This is a genomic window from Gordonia aichiensis, from assembly GCF_039946255.1.
Taxonomy (GTDB): domain Bacteria; phylum Actinomycetota; class Actinomycetes; order Mycobacteriales; family Mycobacteriaceae; genus Gordonia; species Gordonia aichiensis_A.
This window is the reverse complement of the sequence record NZ_JBCDWL010000002.1, coordinates 88,376-109,678: the sequence shown is the minus strand read 5'-3', so window position 1 is coordinate 109,678 and position 21,303 is coordinate 88,376. Positions and strand designations below refer to the sequence as shown.

Below are 21,303 nucleotides of genomic sequence, written 5' to 3'. Positions count from 1 at the left end.
GAATGGGCCGGTCACCGGCGCAGGACACTAGCTCGATCGACGACGGCGCGCATTCGCCTCCACCAGTGCCACCGACAGCACCGGCGCCAGGGCGCCCGTCACGACGCAGGCCAGCACGCCGACTCCCGCGGCGGCCATCACCGCCCCGGCCACCAACGGCAGTCCGGCCGCGGCCAGCAGCGGCAGCAGGCGCGCGTCGACGCCCGCCAGGAAGTAGTACATGCCGATCGTGCCGAAGCAGAAGATCGCCAGTGGGATCGCGAGGGCGCCGTACACCGCCGGCTCCCCGATCCGCGCGTCTCCTTCGAGCCACATCGCCACCACGTGCAGCCCCGCCCCGACCGCCGCGCAACCGATCACGATCGGCATGCTCCCGTAACCGAAGACGAACGACTTCGCCGGATGCCGGGCCAGCGGGCGGCCGACGTCGAGCTGAAAGTACAACCACCACATCGCGAAGGTGACGCCCATCGCGGCCAGGCCGAGGACGGCGGTCTCGGTGCTCCATCCGGTGCGTGCGATGACCGCTTGCAGGACGGCCACCGTGCCGACGACCCCCTCGCCGAGGGTGATCACCACCAGCGTGGAGTAGCGCTCCACGATGTGGTCGGCGTTCCACGGAGTCCGCCGGAAGCGGGTCTCGGCGATCGCCGGCCCGAGCAGCTCGACCACCATGCACACGGCGATCGCGAGCAGTGTCGGGACCAGGGTCATCGGAATGATCGCGACCAGCACCCAGCCGACCTGCGCGACCGCGGTCATCACACCGTAGGTGAGGCAGGTGGCCCGGTAGCGCGGCGCCTGCACGGCGGCGCGCAGCCACTGCACGATCATCCCCGCCCGCATCACCAGGTAGCCGATGACGACCACCCCGAGGTCGACGTGCGCGTCGGCGTCGATCGAGGCGAAGACCGGCGGCAGACCGATCGCGATGACCGCCACACCGACCATCTGGACGAGGGTCAGGAGACGGTAGATCCAGTCGTCGGTGTCGAAGGCCGAGGAGAACCACGCGAAGTTGATCCACGCCCACACCGCCGCGAAAGTCGCGATGGCGTAGCCGACGATCGCGGTGCGGTAGTGCCCCAGCACCAGATACTCGGCGAGCTGGACGCCCGCGATGGAGAAGGCGACGACGAAGACGAGGTCGTAGAAGACTTCCAGTCCGCTCGCGCCGCGACCCTCCTCACCGGGATCGCGTCCGGTCATGCGGCGAATGATGGTGGGCACGCTCACCCGATCAACGTAGGCCCCTGCGGCGACGGCGCCAAGCTCGGGCCGAGCCGCAGGCGCTCAACACGGGTCGAATGCGACCGCCACCCGGTCACGGCCGGCGCGCTTGGCCCGATACAGCGCACCGTCCGCGCCCATGATCGCGCTGTCGAGCGTCGTCTGCGCCGTCGACACCGAGCTCAGACCGGCGCTCACCGTCACGACGGTGCCGTCCAGCCCGAGCGCATCAGTGCCGGCGGCGTCGATCGATGCGAACTCGCTGCGGATCGCCTCGGTGATCCGTACCGCGTCCTCGAGCGGGCAGTCAGCGAGGATGAGGCAGAACTCGTCGCCGCCGTATCGGGCCGCGATCTCGCCCGTCGGCGCGTGCTGTCGGACTGCGTCTCCGAAACGGCGGAGCACGCGATCGCCGTCGAGACGGCTGTAGGTGTCGTTGACGTTCTTGAAGCCGTCGATGTCGAGCAGAACCACCGTCGCGGTGGCACCGCGCTCGGCGAGCGCCGCGTACTCCTGCATCAGGCCCGCCCGGTTGAGCAGGCCGGTCTCCGGGTCGCGGATCGACGCCAGAACGAGCTGCCGATCCACCCGCTCTCGAGACAGCATCATGCAGGCGATTCCATCAGCGATGGTGGCCACCATCAGCCCCATCGTCGTCGCGACCTGGAATGCGCTGTTGGCTGCCGGGTCGCCCGAGATCGGCGATACCGTGGCCACTCCGGCACGCAGTTCGAGGACCAGGACCCACGCGATCATCACGATGATCTGCATCGACCGCCAGAAGTAGACGTCGCGGCGCTGTGCGCGCCGACAGTCCACGACGCTCCAGACGATCACCACGCCCAATACCAGCCCGATGACGCCGGTCCGAACACCCGGGGACATGTCCAACGACACGATCAACACGGCGAGCGCGAGTGCAGGGGCACACACCGACACCAGGGTCGGGACCGGCCTGAGCCGTCGTCCGTTGAACGACGCGGATCCCGCGACGATGATCGTCCAGCCCAAGACGATCAGGACGTTGCCGCCGAGCACGGATGCGGTGTCGCTGATCGCCTGGCGCAGACCGACCAGGACGGCACCGACTCCGGTGATCATCTTCCCGGCTCCCCACAGCACCATCGCCCGTTCGTCCGGTGCGACGAGGTACTGCACGCACAGCAGCGTTCCGGTCGCCAGCGCACTGACTCCGCCTGCCAGCCACAGAGTCCGGGAATCGACGATCACCACGCCAAGGCTGGCACACCCCTCCCGACCTGGTCCATCCGGCTCGGAACTATTCGTCCGAGCCGATGACGACGTTCGGCGAGTGGCGGTCGGGCAACGCGCGGCAGGTCTGACATTTCTGCCGTCGCACAGCCACCCTTGCGTCCTCGGCAGCGCCGTGGGCGGCCGCCGGACCGTCAGGTCGTGAAGTCACGCCCCGGTGGACGGCAGCGCGACGCCTCGGCGGGCCGCGATCAGCTCGCGGCGGCGGTACAGGTCGGCGTCGGCCGCACGGATCAGGTCGAGCAGTTCGCTGGTCCCGGTCGTACCTTCCGCGACACCGCCGGTCACCTGAACGGCGAGTCCGGCTTGAGCGGCGTCGACGGAGCTGCGGAGCGTGACCGCGTCGGTGCGGGCGATCATCAGGAACTCGTCGCCGCCGATGCGGGCGGTCGTCCCGCCCGGCGGCGCGACCGCAGCGAGCGTGTTCGCCACCTCGACGAGCGCCGAGTCGCCGGCCAGGTGCCCGCGGCGGTCGTTGATCTCCTTCATCCCGACGATGTCGATGACGGCCACCGCGACCGGGACGCCGAGCGGCGGACCACCGAGCAGCCGGGAGGCGTCGACCTCCAACCCCACGCGGTTGCGCAGGCCCGACAACGGGTCGGTCATCGCGATGCGGATCAGCATCGACTGCAGCGTGCCCATCGTCTCGGCGAGCCCAATGACGACGAGCGGGAAGATCACCAACCACTCCGGGGGCACGGGCGCCGGCGCCAAGCTCAACGCCGCGACCAGCAGCGCGCACAGAACGGCGATGAGGGTCCGGGCGTGCCACCGGGGCAGCACCGATCGCAGATACACCGCGAGCGCCTGGGCCGGCAGCAGCGCCCAGACCTGCGCGGCGATCTCGGTGTGAAAGGCCACCGACAGCGTCACCCCGCCGAAGGCGCACAGCAACGCGAGGCGTCGCCCGATGTCACGGCGCAGCAATGTCGCCGCGGCGCCGACCGAGCACAGCACCGCCGATGCCGTCTCGCCCGGCGGAATCGGTCTTGCGCCGAGCAGTTCGAGCACCACCGCGAGCGAATAGAGCGCTCCGACGACGCCGAGGCCGATCCGCAGCGGTCGGATCAGCGTCGCGTCCAGCCGTCCGGCGGCCGGGTACCGGGCATCTCGGCTGGACGCCGAACGAAGATGGGCACGGCGCATGATGCCCATCATAAGTTCGCTGATCCCCCGGCTCGTCGGCGATCGACCGGGTCCTGCCGATCGCCGACGAGCCCGGTCACTTCGGAGCGGTCAGATCGTAGAGCTGGACCCCGTCGACGGTCGTCTGCGCGAAGTTCGCCTCGACCCACGTCCGGATCTGCGCCGACGCACCCGAACCGCCTAGTCCGGGCGGGCCGCCCAGGCCCGGCGACCCGACGTCGCCGCGACCGCCGCCGATGAAGTCGCCGTGTCCGCCGCCGATGAAGTCGCCGCGACTGCCGCCTATGAAGTAGTGGATCCGACCCTGCGCCACCAGTTTCTGGAAGGCCGCGAGCGTCGGTGACGGGTCGGTGCCGTTGAAACCGCCGATCGGCATCACCGAGAATCCGGTCGCGATCTGATACCCCGATGCCTCGTTGGAGCCGACTGCCGCCGCCACCCACGTGTAGGCGCCGGCGTCGGTCCGCAGCACCGCGATCATCTCGTCGGAGGGAGTCGACCCGCTCAGCAGTCCGCCGGGTCCGGCCCGCCCACCGAGTCCGGTCGGTGCGCCGGGGCCGAAGGACGACGGCGTCCGACCGTGGCGACCGACCGCGCCGGGCCCGAACTCGCCGGCGACGCGCGGGCCGGCGCTGATGATGGATCCCTGCTTGGCGGTGGTGACGGTGTCGACCGTGTATGCGACGGGGCCGGCGAGGGCCGCGAGGATCGCCGCTGCGGCGGCGACCGCCGAGAGCGGGCCGCGGCGGGCCGGCAGGAGCAGCGCTCCCGCGATCGCGCCGACGACGAGCACGCTCGGCCGCAGCCACGGCACGAAGTCCGGTGACCGTTGCAGCAGGATGAAACCCCAGACGGCGGCCGCCCATGTGGCGCCGGCCAGCACGATCCGGACCCACAGCCGGTCGCGCCGCCCCCAGCAGACCGCCGCACCCGCGGCGATCACCGCGGCCAGTGCGGGGGCGATGGCCGCGGTGTAGTAGCTGTGGAAGATGCCGGCCATGAAGCTGAACACGCCGACCATGGTGAGCATCCACAGTCCGAACAGCACGAGGAGTGATCGCCGCGTGTCGGTGCGCGCGGACCTGCCGATCAGGACCAGCGCCGCCGCGCCCAGGATCAGGGCCGACGGGATGAGCCAGGCGATCTGCCCGCCCTGGGCGGGTTCGAACATCCGCAGGACGCCCGTCGACCCCCACATCCCGCCCCCGCCGGCCCGGCCCGGGCCGGCGGGCCCCACCATCTCGGCGACCGCACCGGACATCTGGTGCGCCCGGCCGCCACCGCCGACGCTGCCCCGCTCGTTCCCGTCGAGCCGGCCCAGGCCGTTGTAGCCGAAGGTGAGTTCGAGGATCGAGTTGTGCTGTGATCCGCCGATGTAGGGGCGGCTCGCCGCGGGCCAGCGCTCCACCGCGAGCACCCACCAGCCCGCGCTCACCAGGAGCGCGCCCAGCGCGGCGAACAGGTGCCCGATCCGGCGCGGCCACCGGCCGGGACCGAAGGCCAGGTAGGTGACGGCCATCGCGGGCACGATCAACATCACCTCGAGCTGTTTGGTCAGGAAGCCGAAGCCGACGGCGACGCCGGCGGCGATCATCCACCGCAGGCTCGCGGCGCCGGGCTCCATCGCCCGCAGAACCGCTCCGCACGCGGCGATCATCAGCAGGATCAGCAGTGCTTCCGGGTTGTCGAACCGGAACATCAGCGCCGCAACCGGAGTGAGCGCCAGCACCGCGCCCGCGCCGAGTCCCGCCCAGTGACCGACCGCTCGTCGGACGATGAGGTACAGCAGCGCCACCGAGCCGACCCCCAGCAGGACCTCGGGCACCAGCACCGACCAGGAGCTGAGACCGAACACCCGGACCGACAGGGCCGGAAGCCACAGCGATGCGGGCGGTTTGTCGACGGTGATCGAGTTCGCCATGTCGGACGAGCCGAAGAACCAGGCCTTCCACGACTGCGAACCGGCCTGGATCGCCGCCGTGTAGAACGAGTTCGCCCACCCGTTGATCGACAGGTTCCACAGGTAGAGGATTGCCGTGCCGACCAGGAGCGCGCCGACCGAGAGTCGGCGGTACCCGGCCTCGCGCGCGGTTGGCTCCGCGACGCCCGGTCCCGGGCCGGCCGACGGTGTGCGGCGCAGGACGTCGGCGGTCATGACGCACTCGGTTCGGTCGGTGCGGTCACGGCCTGCGCGGTCGTGGACCGCACGCTCGGGCGCCGCCGGAACACCCGGCGGAGTCCGACGAAGCGGGCGGCGGTGGCGACGAGGTTGGCGCTCACGAGCACGATCGCCTCCAGCGCGCCGCTCGCGTCGGGTTGCAGGCGGTGCACGGCCAGCAGCGCGAGGGCCGTCACCGCCCAGCCGAACAGGAACACGCCCCAGCCGAAGAGGTGGTGGCGGAGGCGATCGTCGGCCCCGCGCACGCCGAAGGTGAATCGACGGTTGGCGGCGGTGTTGAGGACCGCGGTCGCGGCCAGCGCCACGAAGTCGGCGAGCTGCGCGCCGAGCGGTCGCAGCAGCAGGTACAGCAGCACGAAGGCTGCGGTCGAGGCGAGGCCGACCGCGCAGAAGCGGGCCAGCTGCCCCACCATCCCGTGCGGAACGCCGACGATCGGCGGTCCGGGGAGCCGCTGCCGGCCCAGCGTCCGGCGCAGCTCGACGATCGGGATCCGGCCGGTCGCCAGCGCCCACCCCACACGCGCGCAGCCGCGCAGATCCGCGATCGCCGTCGCCACGATGTCGACGGAGCTGTCAGGATCGTCGACCCAGTCGACGGGGACCTCGGCGATCCGCAGTCCCACGTGTTGGGCGAGGACCAGCAGTTCGGTGTCGAAGAACCACCCGGTGTCCTCGACATGCGGCAGCAGTTCGCGGGCCACGTCGGCGCGCATGGCCTTGAACCCGCATTGGGCGTCGGAGAACTGCGCCCGCATGACGGTCCGGAGGATCAGATTGTAGGAGCGGGAGACGAATTCGCGTCTGGCTCCGCGCACCACGCGGGCCGACCGCACCAACCGAGTGCCGATCGCGATGTCGGAGTGCCCCGAGACCAGCGGCGCGATCAGCGGCATGAGGGCATTGAGGTCCGTCGACAGGTCCACGTCGCAGTAGGCGACGATCTGCGCGTCGTCGGTGCGCCAGACGTGGTTGAGCGCATGGCCGCGGCCCTTCAGGTCCAGATGGACCGCGCGGACCCCGGGGATCTGCGCGGCCAGCCGGCGCGCGATGGCGAGGGTGTCGTCGGTGCTCGCGTTGTCGGCGACGGTGATGCGCGCCGGGTAGGGAAACTGGTCGACGAGGTGGCTGTGCAGACGACGCACCGATCTCTCCAGGTCGCGAGCTTCGTTGTACACCGGCACCACGACATCGAGCAGGGGGCGAGGCGCTGGTTCGGGTGCATCGTCCGGGGTCGGTGCCGGACTCAGAACTTCGGTCATGGAAGGAAGCCTCGCGCCGCCGCCTCCGGTACGGCTGGGGTCGTCCTGCGAACTGCCTGTGGACGGCGCGATACCGGGTTCGGCGCGGCGACGCTAGATTGACGCCATGAGCACTCCGACGCCGCCCCATGAGCTCACCCCCGACCAGCGGGCCATCGCCGATCGAGTCATCACCGCACTCGCCGGCCCGGACGCTCGGCTCCGCCCGGATCAGGAGACGGCGGTCGCGGCGCTCGCCTCCCCCGGCGCGCGCGTGCTGGTGGTTCAGGCCACCGGTTGGGGCAAGTCTGCGGTCTATTGGACGGCCACCGCGGTCATCCGGGCCGCAGGCGGCGGGCCCACGCTGATCGTCTCGCCGCTGCTGTCGTTGATGCGCGATCAGGTGGTCGCCGCCACCCGGGGCGGACTGCGGGCCGCCACGCTCAACTCGTCGAACGTCGACGACTGGACGACGATCGAGCATGATCTGCTCGACGGCACTCTCGATGTCCTGCTGGTCTCGCCCGAACGGCTCGCCAACCCGGGCTTCGGTCGGCGCGTCCTGGAATCGCTCGCCGGCCGGCTGGGCCTGGTGGTGATCGACGAAGCGCACGCGATCTCCGATTGGGGGCACGACTTCCGGCCCGACTACCGGCGGGTGTCCGATGTCCTGCAGACCCTCAACCCGCAGACGTCGGTGCTCGCGACCACCGCGACCGCCAATGCCCGCGTGACCGCCGACGTCGCCGATCAGCTCGGCCGCGCCACCCTGGTGCTTCGAGGGCCGCTGGGTCGCAAGTCCTTGCACCTCAACGTGATCGATGGCCTCGATCCCCTCGAACGCTACGCCTGGGTGGCCCAGGAACTGCCGATGCTGCCCGGTTCGGGGATCGTGTACGTGCTCACCGTCGCCGACGCCGACCGGTTGGTGCAGGCCATCCGTGCAGTCCACGGCGACGACCTCGCGGTGGCCGCCTACACTGGCGGACTGCCGCCCGACGAACGCCACCGGCTCGAGGACGAGCTGCTCGCCGGCCGGGTGAAAGCGCTGATCGCCACCTCCGCTCTCGGCATGGGCTTCGACAAGCCCGATCTCGGTTTCGTGGTGCACGTCGGGGCACCGCCCTCGCCGGTCTCGTACTACCAGCAGGTCGGTCGTGCCGGCCGCGCGCTCGACGAGGCGGTCGTCATGCTGCTGGCCTCGACGCTCGACGACGCGATCTGGGAGCACTTCGCGACCGCCACCATTCCCGACCCCGACCGGATGGACCGGCTGCTGGAAGCCCTGCACCGGGCCGACGGCCCGATGACGGTCCCCGCACTGGAAGCGGCCACCGGCATCCGCCGCGGCCGCGTGGAACTCATGTGCAAGCAGCTGGCGGTCGACGGCGTCGTGGAGCGCACCAGCGACGGTTGGTCGGCGACGGGGCGCCCCTGGACGTTCGACGCCGAGCACTACGACGGGGTCCTCGCGGTCCGCCGCCGCGAAGCCGACATCATGCGCGCCTTCATCCGCGGCGAACGATGCCTGATGCGGTTGCTGACCGAATCGCTCGACGATCCCCGCGCGGCGGACTGCGGACAGTGCTCGGTGTGCCGCGGCGAGATCACCCCGGGCCTGGCCGAGTCGCCCGAACCCGACGTCGTCGCCGCGGTCGGCGGTGCGCTCCGCCGTGACGCCGACGTGTTGGAGCCGCGCAAGATGTGGCCGGGCGGCGAGTTCGGCACGCGCGGCCGGATCGCACCGGCGGCGATGGCCGAACCGGGCCGCATCCTGGCCTTCGCCGACGCACCGCAGTGGCGCGAGCTCCTCGGCGGTGTCGAGCGCGGTGACCACGACGCCGTCGCCGCACTCGCCGATGCCGCGGTGAACGTCGTCGCCGAGTGGGGACGGTCGTCGGGCATCCGCCCGGACCTGATCTGTTCGCTCGACCTGACCGGTGGCGAACTCGCAGCAACCCTGGCGCAGCGGCTGCGCGAGGTCGGGCGGCGGCCCGGCGGACCGTTGAACGTGCGGCCCGGCCGTCGCCCGGGACGCGAGGCGACCGGCGCCACCGAGGCGGCGTACTGGCGGGATCATCTGGAGCCGACACCCGCGGTGTCGGGCGCTGTGCTGCTGGTGATCGACGAGACCGGCTCGGGCTGGCCGGTGACGCTGGCCGCGGCCGCCCTGCGCGACGCGGGCGCCGACGCCGTCCTCCCGCTGGTGATTCATCGGACGGCCTGACCCCTGCGTCCGGCGTCCCTCCAGAGAAGCTGACCGACAGCCGGCATCCGTTGTTAGCCGAAACCGTCGATTTCGGCCGATCGGGTGATCCGTCCCTTTTTGAACGGCCCTCAGAATTCGTATGGGGCGGCTCCCACCCCTGTGTGTCGGTTTCCGTCCGGTCCGACCGACTCCGAGAGAATGTTCTGCGGGACGAAGGGTCATCGAGTCGGGCGGTGACGGCGGCAGCGTGCAGACAGGAGGGCCCGGGTTTGACGATCCCAGTCGGTTCGATGATCGGCGACCGAGAGGTGCTGCGACCCCTCGGCAGCGGAGGCATGGGCGAAGTCCTGCTGACCCGCAACGTCCGGCTGAGTCGGCTCGAAGCCGTCAAAGCCACGCTGATCTCCGCATCCGGCACCACCGCCGCCCGCTTCGTCGCCGAGGCCACCACGCTCGCCTCGCTGGATCATCCGAACATCGCGACGATCTATCAGTTCGGCGTCACCGACCAGCACTTCTGGTACGCGATGAAGTACCTGCCCGGCGGCGACCTGTCCACGCAGGTTCCGACCACCGTCGACGACGCCGTCCGGATCGTCGAGCAGGTCGGCCGGGCCCTGGAGTACGCGCACTCGATGGGCGTGGTCCACCGCGACGTCAAGCCGAGCAACATCCACATCCAACGCGCCGCCGACGGCACCGTGTCGACGGCGACCGTCCTGGACTTCGGGGTCGCCAAAGCCCCCGGAACCACCGCGCTGACCGAGGTCAACTCCTTCGTCGGAACGCTCAGCTACTCGGCGCCCGAGCGGATCGCGGGAGCCGAGACCGAGCCGTCGGCCGATCAGTACTCGTTCGCCTGCACCGCCTTCGAGATGCTCACCGGGCATCTGCCGTACCCGCAGCAGACGCTCACCGCCCTGATCGCCGCCCACGCCACGGCGCCCGTCCCGGCGATCTCCGCCGTCGACCCCCGACTGGCGGCGTGCGATCGGGTCTTTCAGCGGGCGCTGGCCAAGGATCCCCGCGACCGGTACCGCACGTGCGGCGACTTCGCCCGCGACCTCGTCGCCGCGCTCACCTCCCGCCGCCCGCCGATCACACGCCCGGCGCCGCCCGCCGGGCCGCGGCACACCGACGAGCACCCGGTCCATCCCGATCAGCCACCGGTGCCGATTCCGAACCGGCCGCCGACAGCCGACCTCCCGCGCCCCCGACCGCCGTCGGCGCCGCGCCCCCGGCGCGAGGTGGTGTCGCAGCGGGTGTTCGCGCGCCGTCGCCGCATCGCCGCCGCCGTCGCAGCGCTGGTCCTGGTGATCGCGACCGTCGGCATCAGCCGGGCCGTGTTCGGCGGTGAGACCGCCGCGACGATGCACGCCGGCTCCAGCCCGGTGCGGTCGGAGTCGAGTTCGGACCCCGGATCGGCCCGCAGGAACCTCTCGCCCGGCGACTCGACGGGCCCGTCCGGCGAGTCCGGATACGGCGGCCAGTCGGGATACGGCGGCGAGTCCGGAGACGTTGGCGACACGGACGGGGGCGGGTCCACCGCAACGGGACGGGCCGCAACGGGACAGGCCGGAACGGGCTCGAGCGGGTCCGGATCGGTGGATGCGCCGACGGCGGCTGAGCCGGGCGAGTCCGGCAGCGTTCGCACGAACGCCGCCGCCGGTCCCTCGTGGGCGCTGCTCCTCGATCCCGACGGCCAGACCTACGCCTTCGGTCGGTATCCCGATCCCGAGGCGCTGATCCGCGCGGCCACCGACCGATGGGGATACGACTCCCGGACCTGGTCGATCGCGTACTTCGACTCCGGGTGCGCCGGCTTCGCCCGGCCCATCGGCGGCGAGAGCACCGCCGCCTACCAGTCCGGCCTCGGCCGCGACCGGCGGCTCGCCGCAGAGACGGCCGTCGCCAAATCCGAGCGGATCTCCGGCCGCCGCAGTCACATCGTCGACGTGCTGTGCGTCGGCGACCGAATCGAGTAGGGACGCCATGTCGAATGAGACCGCGCCGACGCACCGTGCAGCGCCGACCACGAACGAGGCAGACCAGCAGGCCGCCGAGGATCCCGGCGGGTTCGGCACGGTCGGTCCCGAACCCGACGTCGGCGCCGAGTTCGCCGGATACACCCTCGTGCGGTGCCTCGGCCGCGGCGGCATGGGTGATGTCTTCCTGGCTGAGCATCCGCGGCTGTCCCGGCGAATCGCACTGAAGGTCCTGCGCGCCGACCATCTCGGCGACGACGAGTTCCGCCGCCGGTTCAAGCGCGAAGCCGATGTCGTCGCCCGCCTCGACCACCCCGGCATCGTCGACGTGTACGACTGCGGCGACGAGCGAGGCCGCTGGTGGATCGCGATGCAGTTCGTCGCCGGACACGACGCCGCCCAGGAAGTACGTCGACTGGGCGGCATGGCGAAGGACGACGTGGCCCGAATCGTCGGCGATCTGGCCGCCGCCCTGGACCACGCGCACCGGCACGGGGTGATCCACCGGGATGTGAAGCCGGCGAACGTCCTGCTCCGCCGCGATGCCGTGGAGCAGTACGCGATGCTCGCCGACTTCGGCATCGCGTTGCCTGCGATCGAGGCGACCCGCATCACGACCACCGACAACCTCGTCGGCTCCATCGACTACACCGCCCCGGAACGGCTGACGAACAGCGAGGTCGGCCCGTTCACCGACCAGTACTCACTGGCCTGCACCGCCTACCACCTGTTGACCGGGGAGCTGCCGTTCTACCGCGACAGACTCACCGACATCGTGGTGGCGCACCTGTCTGCGCCGCCGCCGTCGGCCTGCGAGCGTCGCGCCGACCTGCACTGGCTGACCGATCGCGTGCTGGCCCGCGCCCTGAGCAAAGCACCCGACGACCGGTACGCGACCTGCGGGGATTTCGCCGCGGATCTGATCGGGGCGCTCCGCACCGTGCCGGAGACGACGCCGCGACCACCGCGTCCGGCGCCGCCGCACCCGACCCATCCTCCTCATCCGGCGGCGCCCCCGGCTCGCCCCTACGCATCGCAGACCCGCACCCTGAACCCGCACGATCTCTCCGGAACACTCGTGGATCGGCATCTGCCGCCGCTGACTCTCGACGATCCCGCGTGCCCGGCCTTCCCCGGCGCACCGGTTCGGGCCGCCCGCCCCGGCACCACCGACGCGGGCATCATCGGCACGGACGTCGCCGGCACGGGGATCACCGGCACTCGGATCACCGGCACTGGGATCACCGGCACAGGGACCACCGGCACAGGGACCACCGACACAGGGACCACCGGCGTCGGGACCGAGGCACCGCGACCCTACGAGGCCGGGCCGGTCGTCGTCGCCGCCGCGGTCGCCGTCCTCACCGTGCTGGCCGCCCTGATCCTGATCCTCGGCTGACTGCCGGACCTCACCGTCCCGGAGCGCGACCGCCGGTCGGCACCGCCGGGCCGCGCTTGATCAGCTCGGTGACGGCCTCGGCCAACACGGCTGCGCCGGAACGATTCTGGATCGCCGCCTCACCGATCGTCATGAAGAGGGTGTTCAGCGGCGCCTCGGTGGGATCGACCAAGGCGATCAGCGCACCGTCGGCGAGATCCTCGCCGACCAGATAGTCGGGCAGGACCGCCATCCCCAACCCCGACAGCACCGCCGACCGCGCCGCACGCTGGTCGGGCACTGTGAGCGTCGGTCGGCATCGCGGATCGGCGCCGAACACCGTGTTCCAGTACCTCCGCGTCGCCGTCATGGCGGAATCGCACTCGATCACCGGCACCGCGTCGAGTGCCGCGGGCACACCCTTCGGCACGCTCAGGCAGGGCGCGGCGACCAAGATCAGCTCTTCGTCGGCCACCGGCCACGACCGCAGGCCGGCCCGGCCCGATCGCACGCCCGAGACGACGACGTCGAGCGACCCCGATTCGAGCCGATCGAGCAGAGCGCTCGCCTCGCCCAGCGTCACGTCGATGCGCGGCCGCGCGCCGTCGAGCGCCGCGAGCGCGGGAATCACCCGGGCCGACATGAACTCTCGGGGTCCCCCGAGCCGGACCGGGTGCGTGCCGTCCTGCTCGTAGACGCCTGCCATGACCCGGTCGAGCTGATCGAAGGGCGCGGCGACCTGGGAGATGATCGAGTGCGCGGCCGCCGTCGGGGTCACCCCGTCCGCGTTCCGCTCGAAGAGCACCAGGCCGAAGTAGTCTTCGAGGGCCTTCACGTGATTGGTGACCGTCGGCTGCGACACTCCCAACACGACGGCGGCGCGACCGAACGATCCGGCACGGTACACGGCCAACACCGTTCGCAGATGCGGCAGGCGGCGCAGACCGCCATGCGCGGCGGATTGCACGAGCATGCCTGTGATTCTGACACCGGGGGCCGCGCACCCGACCGATTCGAGCGGTTGCCCGCCAAGATCGCTGATGCCCGCTCCGCGAATCACCGATAACCGCCGGTGGATCGGGGTCGGGCCGGTCGATCGGGTCAGGCGTCGGGCACGTTCTCCCCGTAGCCGAGCGCGCGCAGGCTGGTCCGGATCTTCTCGGCCGCGTCGTCGAGTGACTCCGGCGACGGATTCTGGTCGGCCTTGGTGAGGTCGAACGACTCGAGCGAGTACGCCGGGAAGACGTGGAGGTGCAGATGCGGAACCTCGAGTCCGGCGATCAACATGCCCATGCGGGGTGCGTCGAAGGCGTCCTTCACCGCGCGACCGATCTTCTGCGAGACGTCGGTCATGTGGGTGAAGGTGGGCGTGTCGATCTGCTCCCAGTGGTCGATCTCCTTGCGCGGCACCACGAGGACGTGGCCGGGGGTCACCGGCGCGATGGTCATGAACGCGACGGCGGTGCCGTCCTTCCAGACGAAGCGGCCCGGCAGATCGCCGTTGATGATGTGCGTGAAAACCGAAGGCATGCCCTCAGTGTAGGTCCGTCAGCTGCGATGCACGCTCAGCCGAGGGCGGGCGTCGGCCCCGGCGCGTCGAGGCCGCCGGTGTCGATCCGGGGCAGGACGAACCAGAAGCGCGCCCCCTGCCCCGGCGCGGTGTCGACGCCGACGCGCCCGCGGTGCGCCTGCACCAGGGCCGCGACGATCGACAGGCCGAGCCCGCTGCCCGCGCCCGGACTGTCCCGATGCCGGGAGTCGTCGCCCCGATAGAAGCGTTCGAAGACGTGTGCGGCGTCGTGTGCCGACATGCCCGGTCCGTCGTCGGCGACGGTGACCGCGACGTCGGAGGGGCCCGCCGCCACCTGCACCTCGATCCGGGCGTCGGCGCCGCCGTGCGCGACGGCGTTGCCGATCAGATTGCGGACCACCTGGGTCAGGCGGGCCGGATCACCGCTGATCACCGGATCGCCGACGGTCGGCGGCGCCTCGAAGACGATGGTCGCGCCGGGGGCCGCGGCACGCGCGGCTTCCACGGCGTCGTCGATCACCGGCAGCAGTTCCACCTCATCGCGCTCGATCGGACGCTGGGCGTCGAGGCGGGCGAGCATCAGCAGATCCTCCACCAGCAGCCCCATGCGGTCGGCTTCCGACGAGATGCGGCGGACGGCGTCGTCGGGGTCCACCGCCCGCATCGACAGCAGTTCGGAGAAGCCCTTGATCGAGGTCAGCGGCGTCCGCAGCTCGTGCGAGGCGTCGGCGACGAAGCGTCGCATCTTCTCTTCCGAGCCGCGCGCCTGCTGCTCCGAACGGGCGGTGGCGGCGAACGCGGCCTGGATCTGGGTCATCATCGCGTTCACCGACCGGCCGAGACTGCCGACTTCGGTGTTCGGCGGCTCCTCGGGCACGCGCTGGTGGAGGTCGCCGCCGGCGATGGCATGGGCGGTCTCCTCGACCCGGCGCAGCGGACGCAGACTCGACCGCACCAGCAGTGAGCTCAGCACGCCGATCACGGCGACGACGACGGCCCCGATGCCGACCTGCAACCAGATCAGCCGGCTCATCGTCTCCTGAACGTCGGTGAGCGGGGTGGCCACGACGCTGGCACCGAAGTCGTCGACCCGCTTGACGACCCGCCACTGCGGCCCCCGTCCCACCGATCGCACGGTCAGCGGACCGGCGTCGCCGTCGGGCAGCGCACTCAGGTCCGGGCTCGCCGAGAAGTCGCTGATCGTCAGGAGCAGGCCGTTCGGCAGCTGGGTGGACACGAAGTACTGCGAGGGCGGCCGCCGGGGGCCGGGCGGACCGGCCCCGTGCCCGGCGGCGAGTCCGCCCGGCCGCGCCCAGCCGTTGACGGCGTCCTGCAGACCCGAGTCGGTCCGCGAGATCAGGTTGCCGCGCATCGCCGAGGTCACGGCCAGACCCGACACGACCAGTCCCAGGGCGACGAGCACCGCGGTGAGCACCACCAGCGAGACGCGCAGCGGGACGCCCCGCACGCGCGGTCTCATCCCCGCGGCTCCCGCATCACGTAGCCCACCCCGCGGAGGGTGTGGATCAGCCGCGTGGGACCGGTGTCGATCTTGCGCCGCAGATACGAGACATAGGATTCGACCACGTTGACGTCGCCGCCGAAGTCGTAGCTCCACACGTGGTCGAGGATCCGCGGCTTGGACAGCACCGTGCCCGCGTTGACCATGAAGTAGCGCAGCAGGGTGAACTCCGTCGGCGACAACGAGACCAGCTCGCCGTCCTTGAAGACCTCGTGGGTCTCCTCGTCGAGTTCGAGGTCGGCGAAGACGATCCGCCCGGTCTTCTCGGTCTCCCCGAAGTCGCTGCGACGCAGCAGCACCGCGAGTCGGGCGACCACCTCTTCGAGGCTGAACGGTTTGGTGACGTAGTCGTCGCCGCCGATGGTGAGGCCGTTGACCTTGTCCGCCACCGAGTCCCGCGCCGACAGGAACAGGGCGGGCGCCTCGATGCCGTCGGCCCGCAGTCGTCGGAGCAGGCCGAAACCATCCATCCCGGGCATCATCACATCGAGCACCAGCACGTCGGGCTTGAAGGTGCGGACCACGTCCAGGGCGCGCGGACCGTCGGCGGCCGCCATCACCTCGTATCCCTGGAACTTCAACGACACCGACAGCAGCTCCCGGATGTTCTCCTCATCGTCGACGACGAGGACTTTGGCGGGCTTGTCTGCAGAGGTCATGTCTCCACTGTGCCTCCGCTCTCGACACCGCAGCTGGCATTCGCCTGGGAGGTTCCTGTGAGCCGGCGTCGCCGCGACCGGACGATTCTTGATCGAACCTTGACCTGGTCCCCGGCACAGGTCAGCGACGCCGCCGTCGCCGCCGCCGAACGGGCCCGGCCGCATACGGGCCGCACCGTGCGGGCGTCGCTGACGGCAGGCGAATCGACCGTCGATCTCGGCGGCGGAGTCCACGCCCGAACGTTCGCCTACAACGGGTCGGTCCCCGGCCCCACGCTGCGCGCGAGCATCGGCGACGACCTCGCCGTGCACGTCACGAACGCCCTGGCACGACCGACCTCGATGCACTGGCACGGGATCGCGCTGCGGAACGACATGGACGGTGCGGCGCCGCGACACCCGACATCGCACCCGGCGGCGAGTTCACCTACCGCTTCTCGGTTCCGCACCCGGGCACCTACTGGGCCCACCCGCATGTCGGCGGCGACACCGACTACGGCCGGTACCTGCCGGTGATCGTCGACGATCCCGGCGACCCCGGCGCCTACGACACCGAGTGGATCATCGTGCTCGACGACTGGACCAGCGGCGTCGGCCCCAGCCCCGACGAGATCCTGGCCGGTCTCCGCTCCCCCATGACCGGCGGCACCGGCGGCGGGCACATGGGCGGCGGGATGGGCGGGAGTCACATGGGCGGGGGTCACAGGACGGGGGCACATGGGCGGCGGGATGGGGATGAACCCGAGTCGCCTGCTCAGCGGCGACGCCGGTGACGTGAACCATCCGCATCATCTGATCAACGGTCGCGTCGCGACCGATCCGTCGGTCTTCCGCGCCCGCCCGGGGCAGCCGATCCGGCTCCGAATCATCAACGCCGGAGCCGACACCGCCTTCCGCGTCGGTCTGACCGGGCACCCGATGACCCTCACCCACACCGACGGCTTCCCAATCGTGCCGGTCCGCACCGACACGGTCCTGCTCGGGCTGGGCGAGCGATACGACGCGATCGTCACGGCCGGCGACGGGGTCTTCGGCCTGGTCGCCGAACCCGAGGGCAAGCGGGGACGCGCGCTCGCCGTCCTGTCCACCTCGCCGAGCGCCGACCCGGCCGCAGCCCGGCACGCCCCGGCGCTGTCCGGCTCGGTCGCCACCGCCGATCGGCTCGCCGCCGCGGATTCGGTGACGCTGCCCGCGCGTCGGCCCGATGTGGAGCTCACCGCCCGACTGACCGGAACGATGATGCGCTACGACTGGGCGATCAACGGCGAACGCTACCCGGACATCACCCCGCTGCGCGTGACGCGGGGCCAGTCCGTCCGGCTCCGGTTCGTGAACGACTCGTCGATGTGGCATCCGATGCACCTGCACGGTCACACCTTCGGCCTCGTCCGACCCGACGGAGTGCCGGGCGCCCGCAAGGACACGGTCAACGTCCTGCCCCGCTCGAGCGTCGACGTGATCTGGTCGCCGACAATCCCGGCGCCTGAATGCTTCACTGCCACAACGGCTATCACCTGGAGGTGGGGATGATGACGCGCCCGGACGCGGGGTGATCGTCGGAGCGCCGCCGTGGTGCCGGGGTCTCGATACACCGCGTGCTCGCTTCGCTCGCAGGCGGCACTCGACCAGCCTAGGAGGCGAGCGGTAGGGATGGGGAACGACGACAGCAGCGCACCCGACCAGCCTGGGAGGGCCAGTGCACCCGACCAGCCGCAGGAGGGAATGCGGAACGACGTCGGCGCGGGACCGTCGCCGACGGTCACCGGTGCCTGGTCATCAGCGGCGACGGGAAGCCCGGCGTCGGGCGGGACTCGCCCAGCCATTCGGAGAGCTCCTCGGCACGCCGGTCCAGCGCCCGCAGCGCCTCGGGCGGCAGGTCTTCGAGGGGCACCACGCGCACAGCCCGGCCGCCGTCGGCTCCGTCGGCCAAGACCCACCCGCCGACGACGCGCCCGTCCCACCACGCGGTCTGACCGCCGTTGCCGTTGCGGTCGAAGAGTTCGGCGGCGTGCCCGCCGAGATAGAAGTCGCGGTCCTTCCACCCCATCGTCGTGGGGTCCAGGCTCGGCAGCAGCAGTGCCCGCGGCGTCACCGGTTCGAGGTCGGCGAGATCGTCGGACATCAGATAGCCGGTGCCGGCCGCCTCCATGTCGACCTCGGTGACATCGAGCGTCGCGAGCGCCGCGCGCACCGCGGTCTTGGTGGTGCCGAGCCACCACACCAGATCGGTCTCGCTGCCCGGGCCGTACCGTCGCAGCCATCGCTCCACCATCGCCGCGTGCCCGGCCGCTTGATCGACGGCCGGCAGCGGCGCCCCCAGCCAGGTCTGCATCGCGGTCCACGACGGCCGTGACCGATGCCAGTCGGCACCGTTCGGGCCCCGGACCACGTCGCCGCTCGCGGCCATCAGGTTGAGCAGTCGCGGCAGCATCGGCGACGGTCCCCCGTACGACTTGTCGGCATCGCGCATGATCTCGAGATCGAACTCCGGCAGCCGCGTCCGCAGCTCCGGTGCGGGGAAGGCCGCGCCGCCTGCGAATTCGGCGAGCACCGCCCGGCGCGCGTCGGCCAGCCACGCCTCGGGATCCGGCGGGCCGTCCTCGCGGCGCAGGTCGCGCAACATGTTGGTGCGCTCGGACGCCGCCACCCGCGGCCCGACCGCCCCGACGGCGTCGGCGAGAACCGGGCGGGTCATCACGAACAGGGTGCGGCGCATGACCAACTGCTTGACCAGCGACCGGTCGTCGTACAGGGCGGTCTCGACGACCCCCGGGTCGACGGCGCCGCCGCGCGCCCACACCGACAGGTGGACGGTCGAGGGCACCGTGGCGTGCAGGGCGACCACCGCGTCGGCGACGTCGGCGGGCCGACGCCCGGCGCCGCCGTCGAGGAGATGCCTGCGCTGCAGCCGAGCCCGCCGTTGCGCGACGGTGATCAGCGGCCGGGCCGTCATGAGCGCGACCCGACCGCGACGACCGCCTCGATCTCGACGACCTGCCCCGGGTAGGGCAGCGCGGTGACACCGACGACGATGGCGGGCGGGGTCGCCCCGCCGAACGCGGCGTCGACCGCCTGCCACACCTGGCCCAGGGCACCGTTGTCGGCGGCGACGACGTACACCGTCAGTTTGGCGACACCGTCGCGGTGCGCACCGCGCTCGGCGAGCAGCACGTCCAGGCAGGCGATGGTCCGTGCGACCTGCGCGACCGGATCGTCGGGCGCGACGACCTCGCCCGCCTCGTCGAGCGGCGACAGGCCGGCGGTATAGATCAACGATTTCGCGTCGACCTCGGCGCCGTAGGCGAAGCCGCCGTCGTGCAGGTGTGCCGAACCGAATCGGCGAACTGGTGAAGCGGTCATCGGAAGCTCAACACCTCGTCTCCCCAGGCCCGCAGAATGTGATCGTCGAGGCCCTCCATCGGCGTGTCCGTCTCGCCACCGATCAGCAGCGACGAATGCCGCTGCGGGACATAGGCCTCCCACTCGGCGTCGGCCCCGTCGCCGGTGTTGGGGTCGCCGTCGGCGGCGAAACCGAGCCACCGGAACTGCATCCGGCGCCGGACCCGTTCACCGATGGCCCGCCCACCGAGGGCGTACATCGGATCGCGTCTGCTCGAAGCGGGATTCCCCCACACGTACGGCACCTCGGTGGCGTGCGCCGCGCCGTATCCGAGCAGCCGCAGGATCGGCGTCGCCCAGTCGAACCGGTACAGGTACACCGGCGCCACCTGCGCGTGCGACTCGGCGATCCACACCGCGGGCATCCGGAAACCGATGTCGCGCGAGATCGCCATGCTCCGCACCCCCGCGGGCACGTGCTGGTACGAGGAGTCGAGTCGATCGGCTTCGGGGATGGACAGACCGGGCCGTTCGGTGCCGATCAGGGTGAACATGGCGTCGACGCCGTGGTCCTTGACCGGCAGCAGCGGTGTCGACATCCAACGGAACAGCGACGTCTCGTGCCGGTTGGTGCCGATCAGCAGCGGCACGCGGTGCGCCTCGCCGGTGACGATGGCCTCCATCGGATCGAGCGGCACCAGGTCGCCGTCGACGACCGGCGCGAAGGCGATGGTCCCCGGGAACCGGTTGGGCACCAGGTTGAAGACGGCCGACGAGGCGTTGACCAGGTCGAGCGCGGGGGTGCGGCGCAGCTCCGATGTCCTGACGTACTCCGGCGGCACCTCGGCGAGAAGCATGTTGGCGTACCGCTGGGCGCGTTCGGCGTCGTAGACGGTGGTCGCCGGCGAACTCTGCGCGATCGCCCGGTGGAACAGTCCCTTCGCCGCAGGCGAGGCGAGCAGGGTGGTGACCACGCCGGCGCCGGCGGACTCGCCGAACAGGGTGACGTTGTCGGGGTCGCCGCCGAAGCGTTCGACGTTGTCGCGGATCCAGCTCAGGGCCGCGATGACGTCGGAGAGACCGCAGTTGGCGTCGAACCGCTCGTCGCCGGCCGACAGGTGGCGCAGGTCGGCGAAGCCGAAGGCCCCGAGCCGGTAGTTGACGGTGACGATGACGACCGGCGTCCCGCGCTCGACCGACGACTGCACCAGCGACCCCGGATCGTAGAGCGGTTGGGACCCCGAACCGCACAGGTATGCGCCGCCGTGCACCCACACCATCACCGGCAGCCGCGCGTCGGTGCCCGCGACGCCGCGCGGGGTGCCGATGTTCAGATACAGGCAGTCCTCGTTGGCGTAGGCGTCGGCGCCCAGGTCGATGACCTGCATGACCGGCTGCGGACTCACCGGACCGTAGCTGCGCGCGTCGACGATCTCGGTGCGCTCGCGCGGCGGCTGCGCGTGTCGCCAGCGGCGCGGCCCGGTCGGGCGGGCGGCGTACGCGACGCCGAGCCACAGATCGCAGGACGCGGTGCCGGTGCCCCGAAGCGGGCCGTAGACGGTGTCGACGACATGGTCGGTCTGGGTCACGGTCCCCATTCTGCCGAGTCGGC

General features: G+C 71.3%; 17 protein-coding genes and 1 pseudogene. 6 read left to right on the top strand and 12 right to left on the bottom strand.

Translation table 11 applies throughout. The annotated features are described in order from the left end of the window. Positions 1–27: 27 nt before the first annotated feature. The 5 genes from AAFO60_RS03405 to AAFO60_RS03385 all read right to left on the bottom strand — a co-directional run bounded on the left by AAFO60_RS03405 (position 28) and on the right by AAFO60_RS03385 (position 7,089). A complete protein-coding gene (locus AAFO60_RS03405) occupies positions 28–1,209 on the bottom strand; it encodes a low temperature requirement protein A (protein ID WP_347954761.1) in 1,182 nt (393 codons plus the stop codon). An 84-nt stretch (positions 1,210–1,293) separates the two neighbouring features. Beyond that, positions 1,294–2,460, bottom strand: coding sequence for a GGDEF domain-containing protein (locus AAFO60_RS03400; RefSeq protein WP_347954760.1), 1,167 nt, complete (start codon positions 2,458–2,460; stop codon positions 1,294–1,296). A gap of 189 nt (positions 2,461–2,649) precedes the next feature. Further along, positions 2,650–3,651, bottom strand: coding sequence for a GGDEF domain-containing protein (locus tag AAFO60_RS03395; protein WP_347954759.1), 1,002 nt, complete (start codon positions 3,649–3,651; stop codon positions 2,650–2,652). Positions 3,652–3,727: 76 nt separating this feature from the next. After that, positions 3,728–5,806 (bottom strand): ArnT family glycosyltransferase, encoded by a 2,079-nt coding sequence (locus AAFO60_RS03390; RefSeq protein WP_347954758.1) that lies wholly within the window; start codon positions 5,804–5,806, stop codon positions 3,728–3,730. Continuing rightward, positions 5,803–7,089: a glycosyltransferase gene (locus tag AAFO60_RS03385; protein WP_347954757.1), complete on the bottom strand. Its 1,287-nt coding sequence runs from the start codon at positions 7,087–7,089 to the stop codon at positions 5,803–5,805. The genes AAFO60_RS03390 and AAFO60_RS03385 overlap by 4 nt, the downstream gene beginning before the upstream one ends. A 106-nt stretch (positions 7,090–7,195) precedes the next feature. Between AAFO60_RS03385 and AAFO60_RS03380 the strand changes: the two genes are divergently transcribed. From AAFO60_RS03380 to AAFO60_RS03370, 3 genes are all read left to right on the top strand, one after another. After that, complete coding sequence (locus AAFO60_RS03380) at positions 7,196–9,295, top strand: RecQ family ATP-dependent DNA helicase (protein WP_347954756.1); 2,100 nt, start codon at positions 7,196–7,198, stop codon at positions 9,293–9,295. Between the two features lie 251 nt (positions 9,296–9,546). After that, positions 9,547–11,262 carry a serine/threonine-protein kinase gene (locus AAFO60_RS03375; protein WP_347954755.1) on the top strand — a complete coding sequence of 572 codons (1,716 nt, stop codon included), beginning with the start codon at positions 9,547–9,549 and terminating at the stop codon, positions 11,260–11,262. A gap of 7 nt (positions 11,263–11,269) precedes the next feature. Then, positions 11,270–12,661, top strand: coding sequence for a serine/threonine-protein kinase (locus AAFO60_RS03370; RefSeq protein ID WP_347954754.1), 1,392 nt, complete (start codon positions 11,270–11,272; stop codon positions 12,659–12,661). A 10-nt stretch (positions 12,662–12,671) separates the two neighbouring features. Here AAFO60_RS03370 and AAFO60_RS03365 read toward each other — a convergent pair whose 3' ends face one another. The 4 genes from AAFO60_RS03365 to AAFO60_RS03350 all read right to left on the bottom strand — a co-directional run bounded on the left by AAFO60_RS03365 (position 12,672) and on the right by AAFO60_RS03350 (position 16,352). Continuing rightward, positions 12,672–13,613 (bottom strand): LysR family transcriptional regulator, encoded by a 942-nt coding sequence (locus tag AAFO60_RS03365; RefSeq protein ID WP_347954753.1) that lies wholly within the window; start codon positions 13,611–13,613, stop codon positions 12,672–12,674. Positions 13,614–13,741: 128 nt separating this feature from the next. After that, positions 13,742–14,170: an HIT family protein gene (locus tag AAFO60_RS03360; RefSeq protein WP_347954752.1), complete on the bottom strand. Its 429-nt coding sequence runs from the start codon at positions 14,168–14,170 to the stop codon at positions 13,742–13,744. A 35-nt stretch (positions 14,171–14,205) separates the two neighbouring features. Then, entirely contained in the window at positions 14,206–15,651 is a 1,446-nt protein-coding gene (locus AAFO60_RS03355) for a sensor histidine kinase (RefSeq protein WP_347954751.1), read from the bottom strand. Beyond that, positions 15,648–16,352: a response regulator transcription factor gene (locus AAFO60_RS03350; protein WP_347954750.1), complete on the bottom strand. Its 705-nt coding sequence runs from the start codon at positions 16,350–16,352 to the stop codon at positions 15,648–15,650. Before AAFO60_RS03350 ends, AAFO60_RS03355 begins: the two co-directional genes overlap by 4 nt. 9 nt (positions 16,353–16,361) lie before the next feature. On the opposite strand from AAFO60_RS03350, the pseudogene AAFO60_RS03345 reads away from it, so the two are divergent. From AAFO60_RS03345 to AAFO60_RS03335, 3 genes and pseudogenes are all read left to right on the top strand, one after another. Next, positions 16,362–16,822: pseudogene (locus tag AAFO60_RS03345) on the top strand (multicopper oxidase domain-containing protein); the annotation flags it as partial. A 42-nt stretch (positions 16,823–16,864) separates the two neighbouring features. Next, entirely contained in the window at positions 16,865–17,125 is a 261-nt protein-coding gene (locus AAFO60_RS03340) for a hypothetical protein (RefSeq protein WP_424308591.1), read from the top strand. Beyond that, positions 17,088–17,882 (top strand): multicopper oxidase domain-containing protein, encoded by a 795-nt coding sequence (locus AAFO60_RS03335; RefSeq protein WP_347954748.1) that lies wholly within the window; start codon positions 17,088–17,090, stop codon positions 17,880–17,882. Before AAFO60_RS03340 ends, AAFO60_RS03335 begins: the two co-directional genes overlap by 38 nt. Before the next feature lie 229 nt (positions 17,883–18,111). Here AAFO60_RS03335 and AAFO60_RS03330 read toward each other — a convergent pair whose 3' ends face one another. The 3 genes from AAFO60_RS03330 to AAFO60_RS03320 are packed head-to-tail and all read right to left on the bottom strand — an operon-like array spanning position 18,112 to position 21,289. Then, the gene (locus AAFO60_RS03330) at positions 18,112–19,305 is read right to left on the bottom strand and encodes a winged helix DNA-binding domain-containing protein (RefSeq protein WP_347954747.1); all 1,194 of its coding nucleotides are present in this window, start codon (positions 19,303–19,305) and stop codon (positions 18,112–18,114) included. Beyond that, positions 19,302–19,712: a RidA family protein gene (locus AAFO60_RS03325; RefSeq protein WP_347954746.1), complete on the bottom strand. Its 411-nt coding sequence runs from the start codon at positions 19,710–19,712 to the stop codon at positions 19,302–19,304. The genes AAFO60_RS03330 and AAFO60_RS03325 overlap by 4 nt, the downstream gene beginning before the upstream one ends. Further along, the gene (locus AAFO60_RS03320) at positions 19,709–21,289 is read right to left on the bottom strand and encodes a carboxylesterase/lipase family protein (RefSeq protein WP_347954745.1); all 1,581 of its coding nucleotides are present in this window, start codon (positions 21,287–21,289) and stop codon (positions 19,709–19,711) included. The genes AAFO60_RS03325 and AAFO60_RS03320 overlap by 4 nt, the downstream gene beginning before the upstream one ends. Between the last annotated feature and the right edge of the window lie 14 nt (positions 21,290–21,303).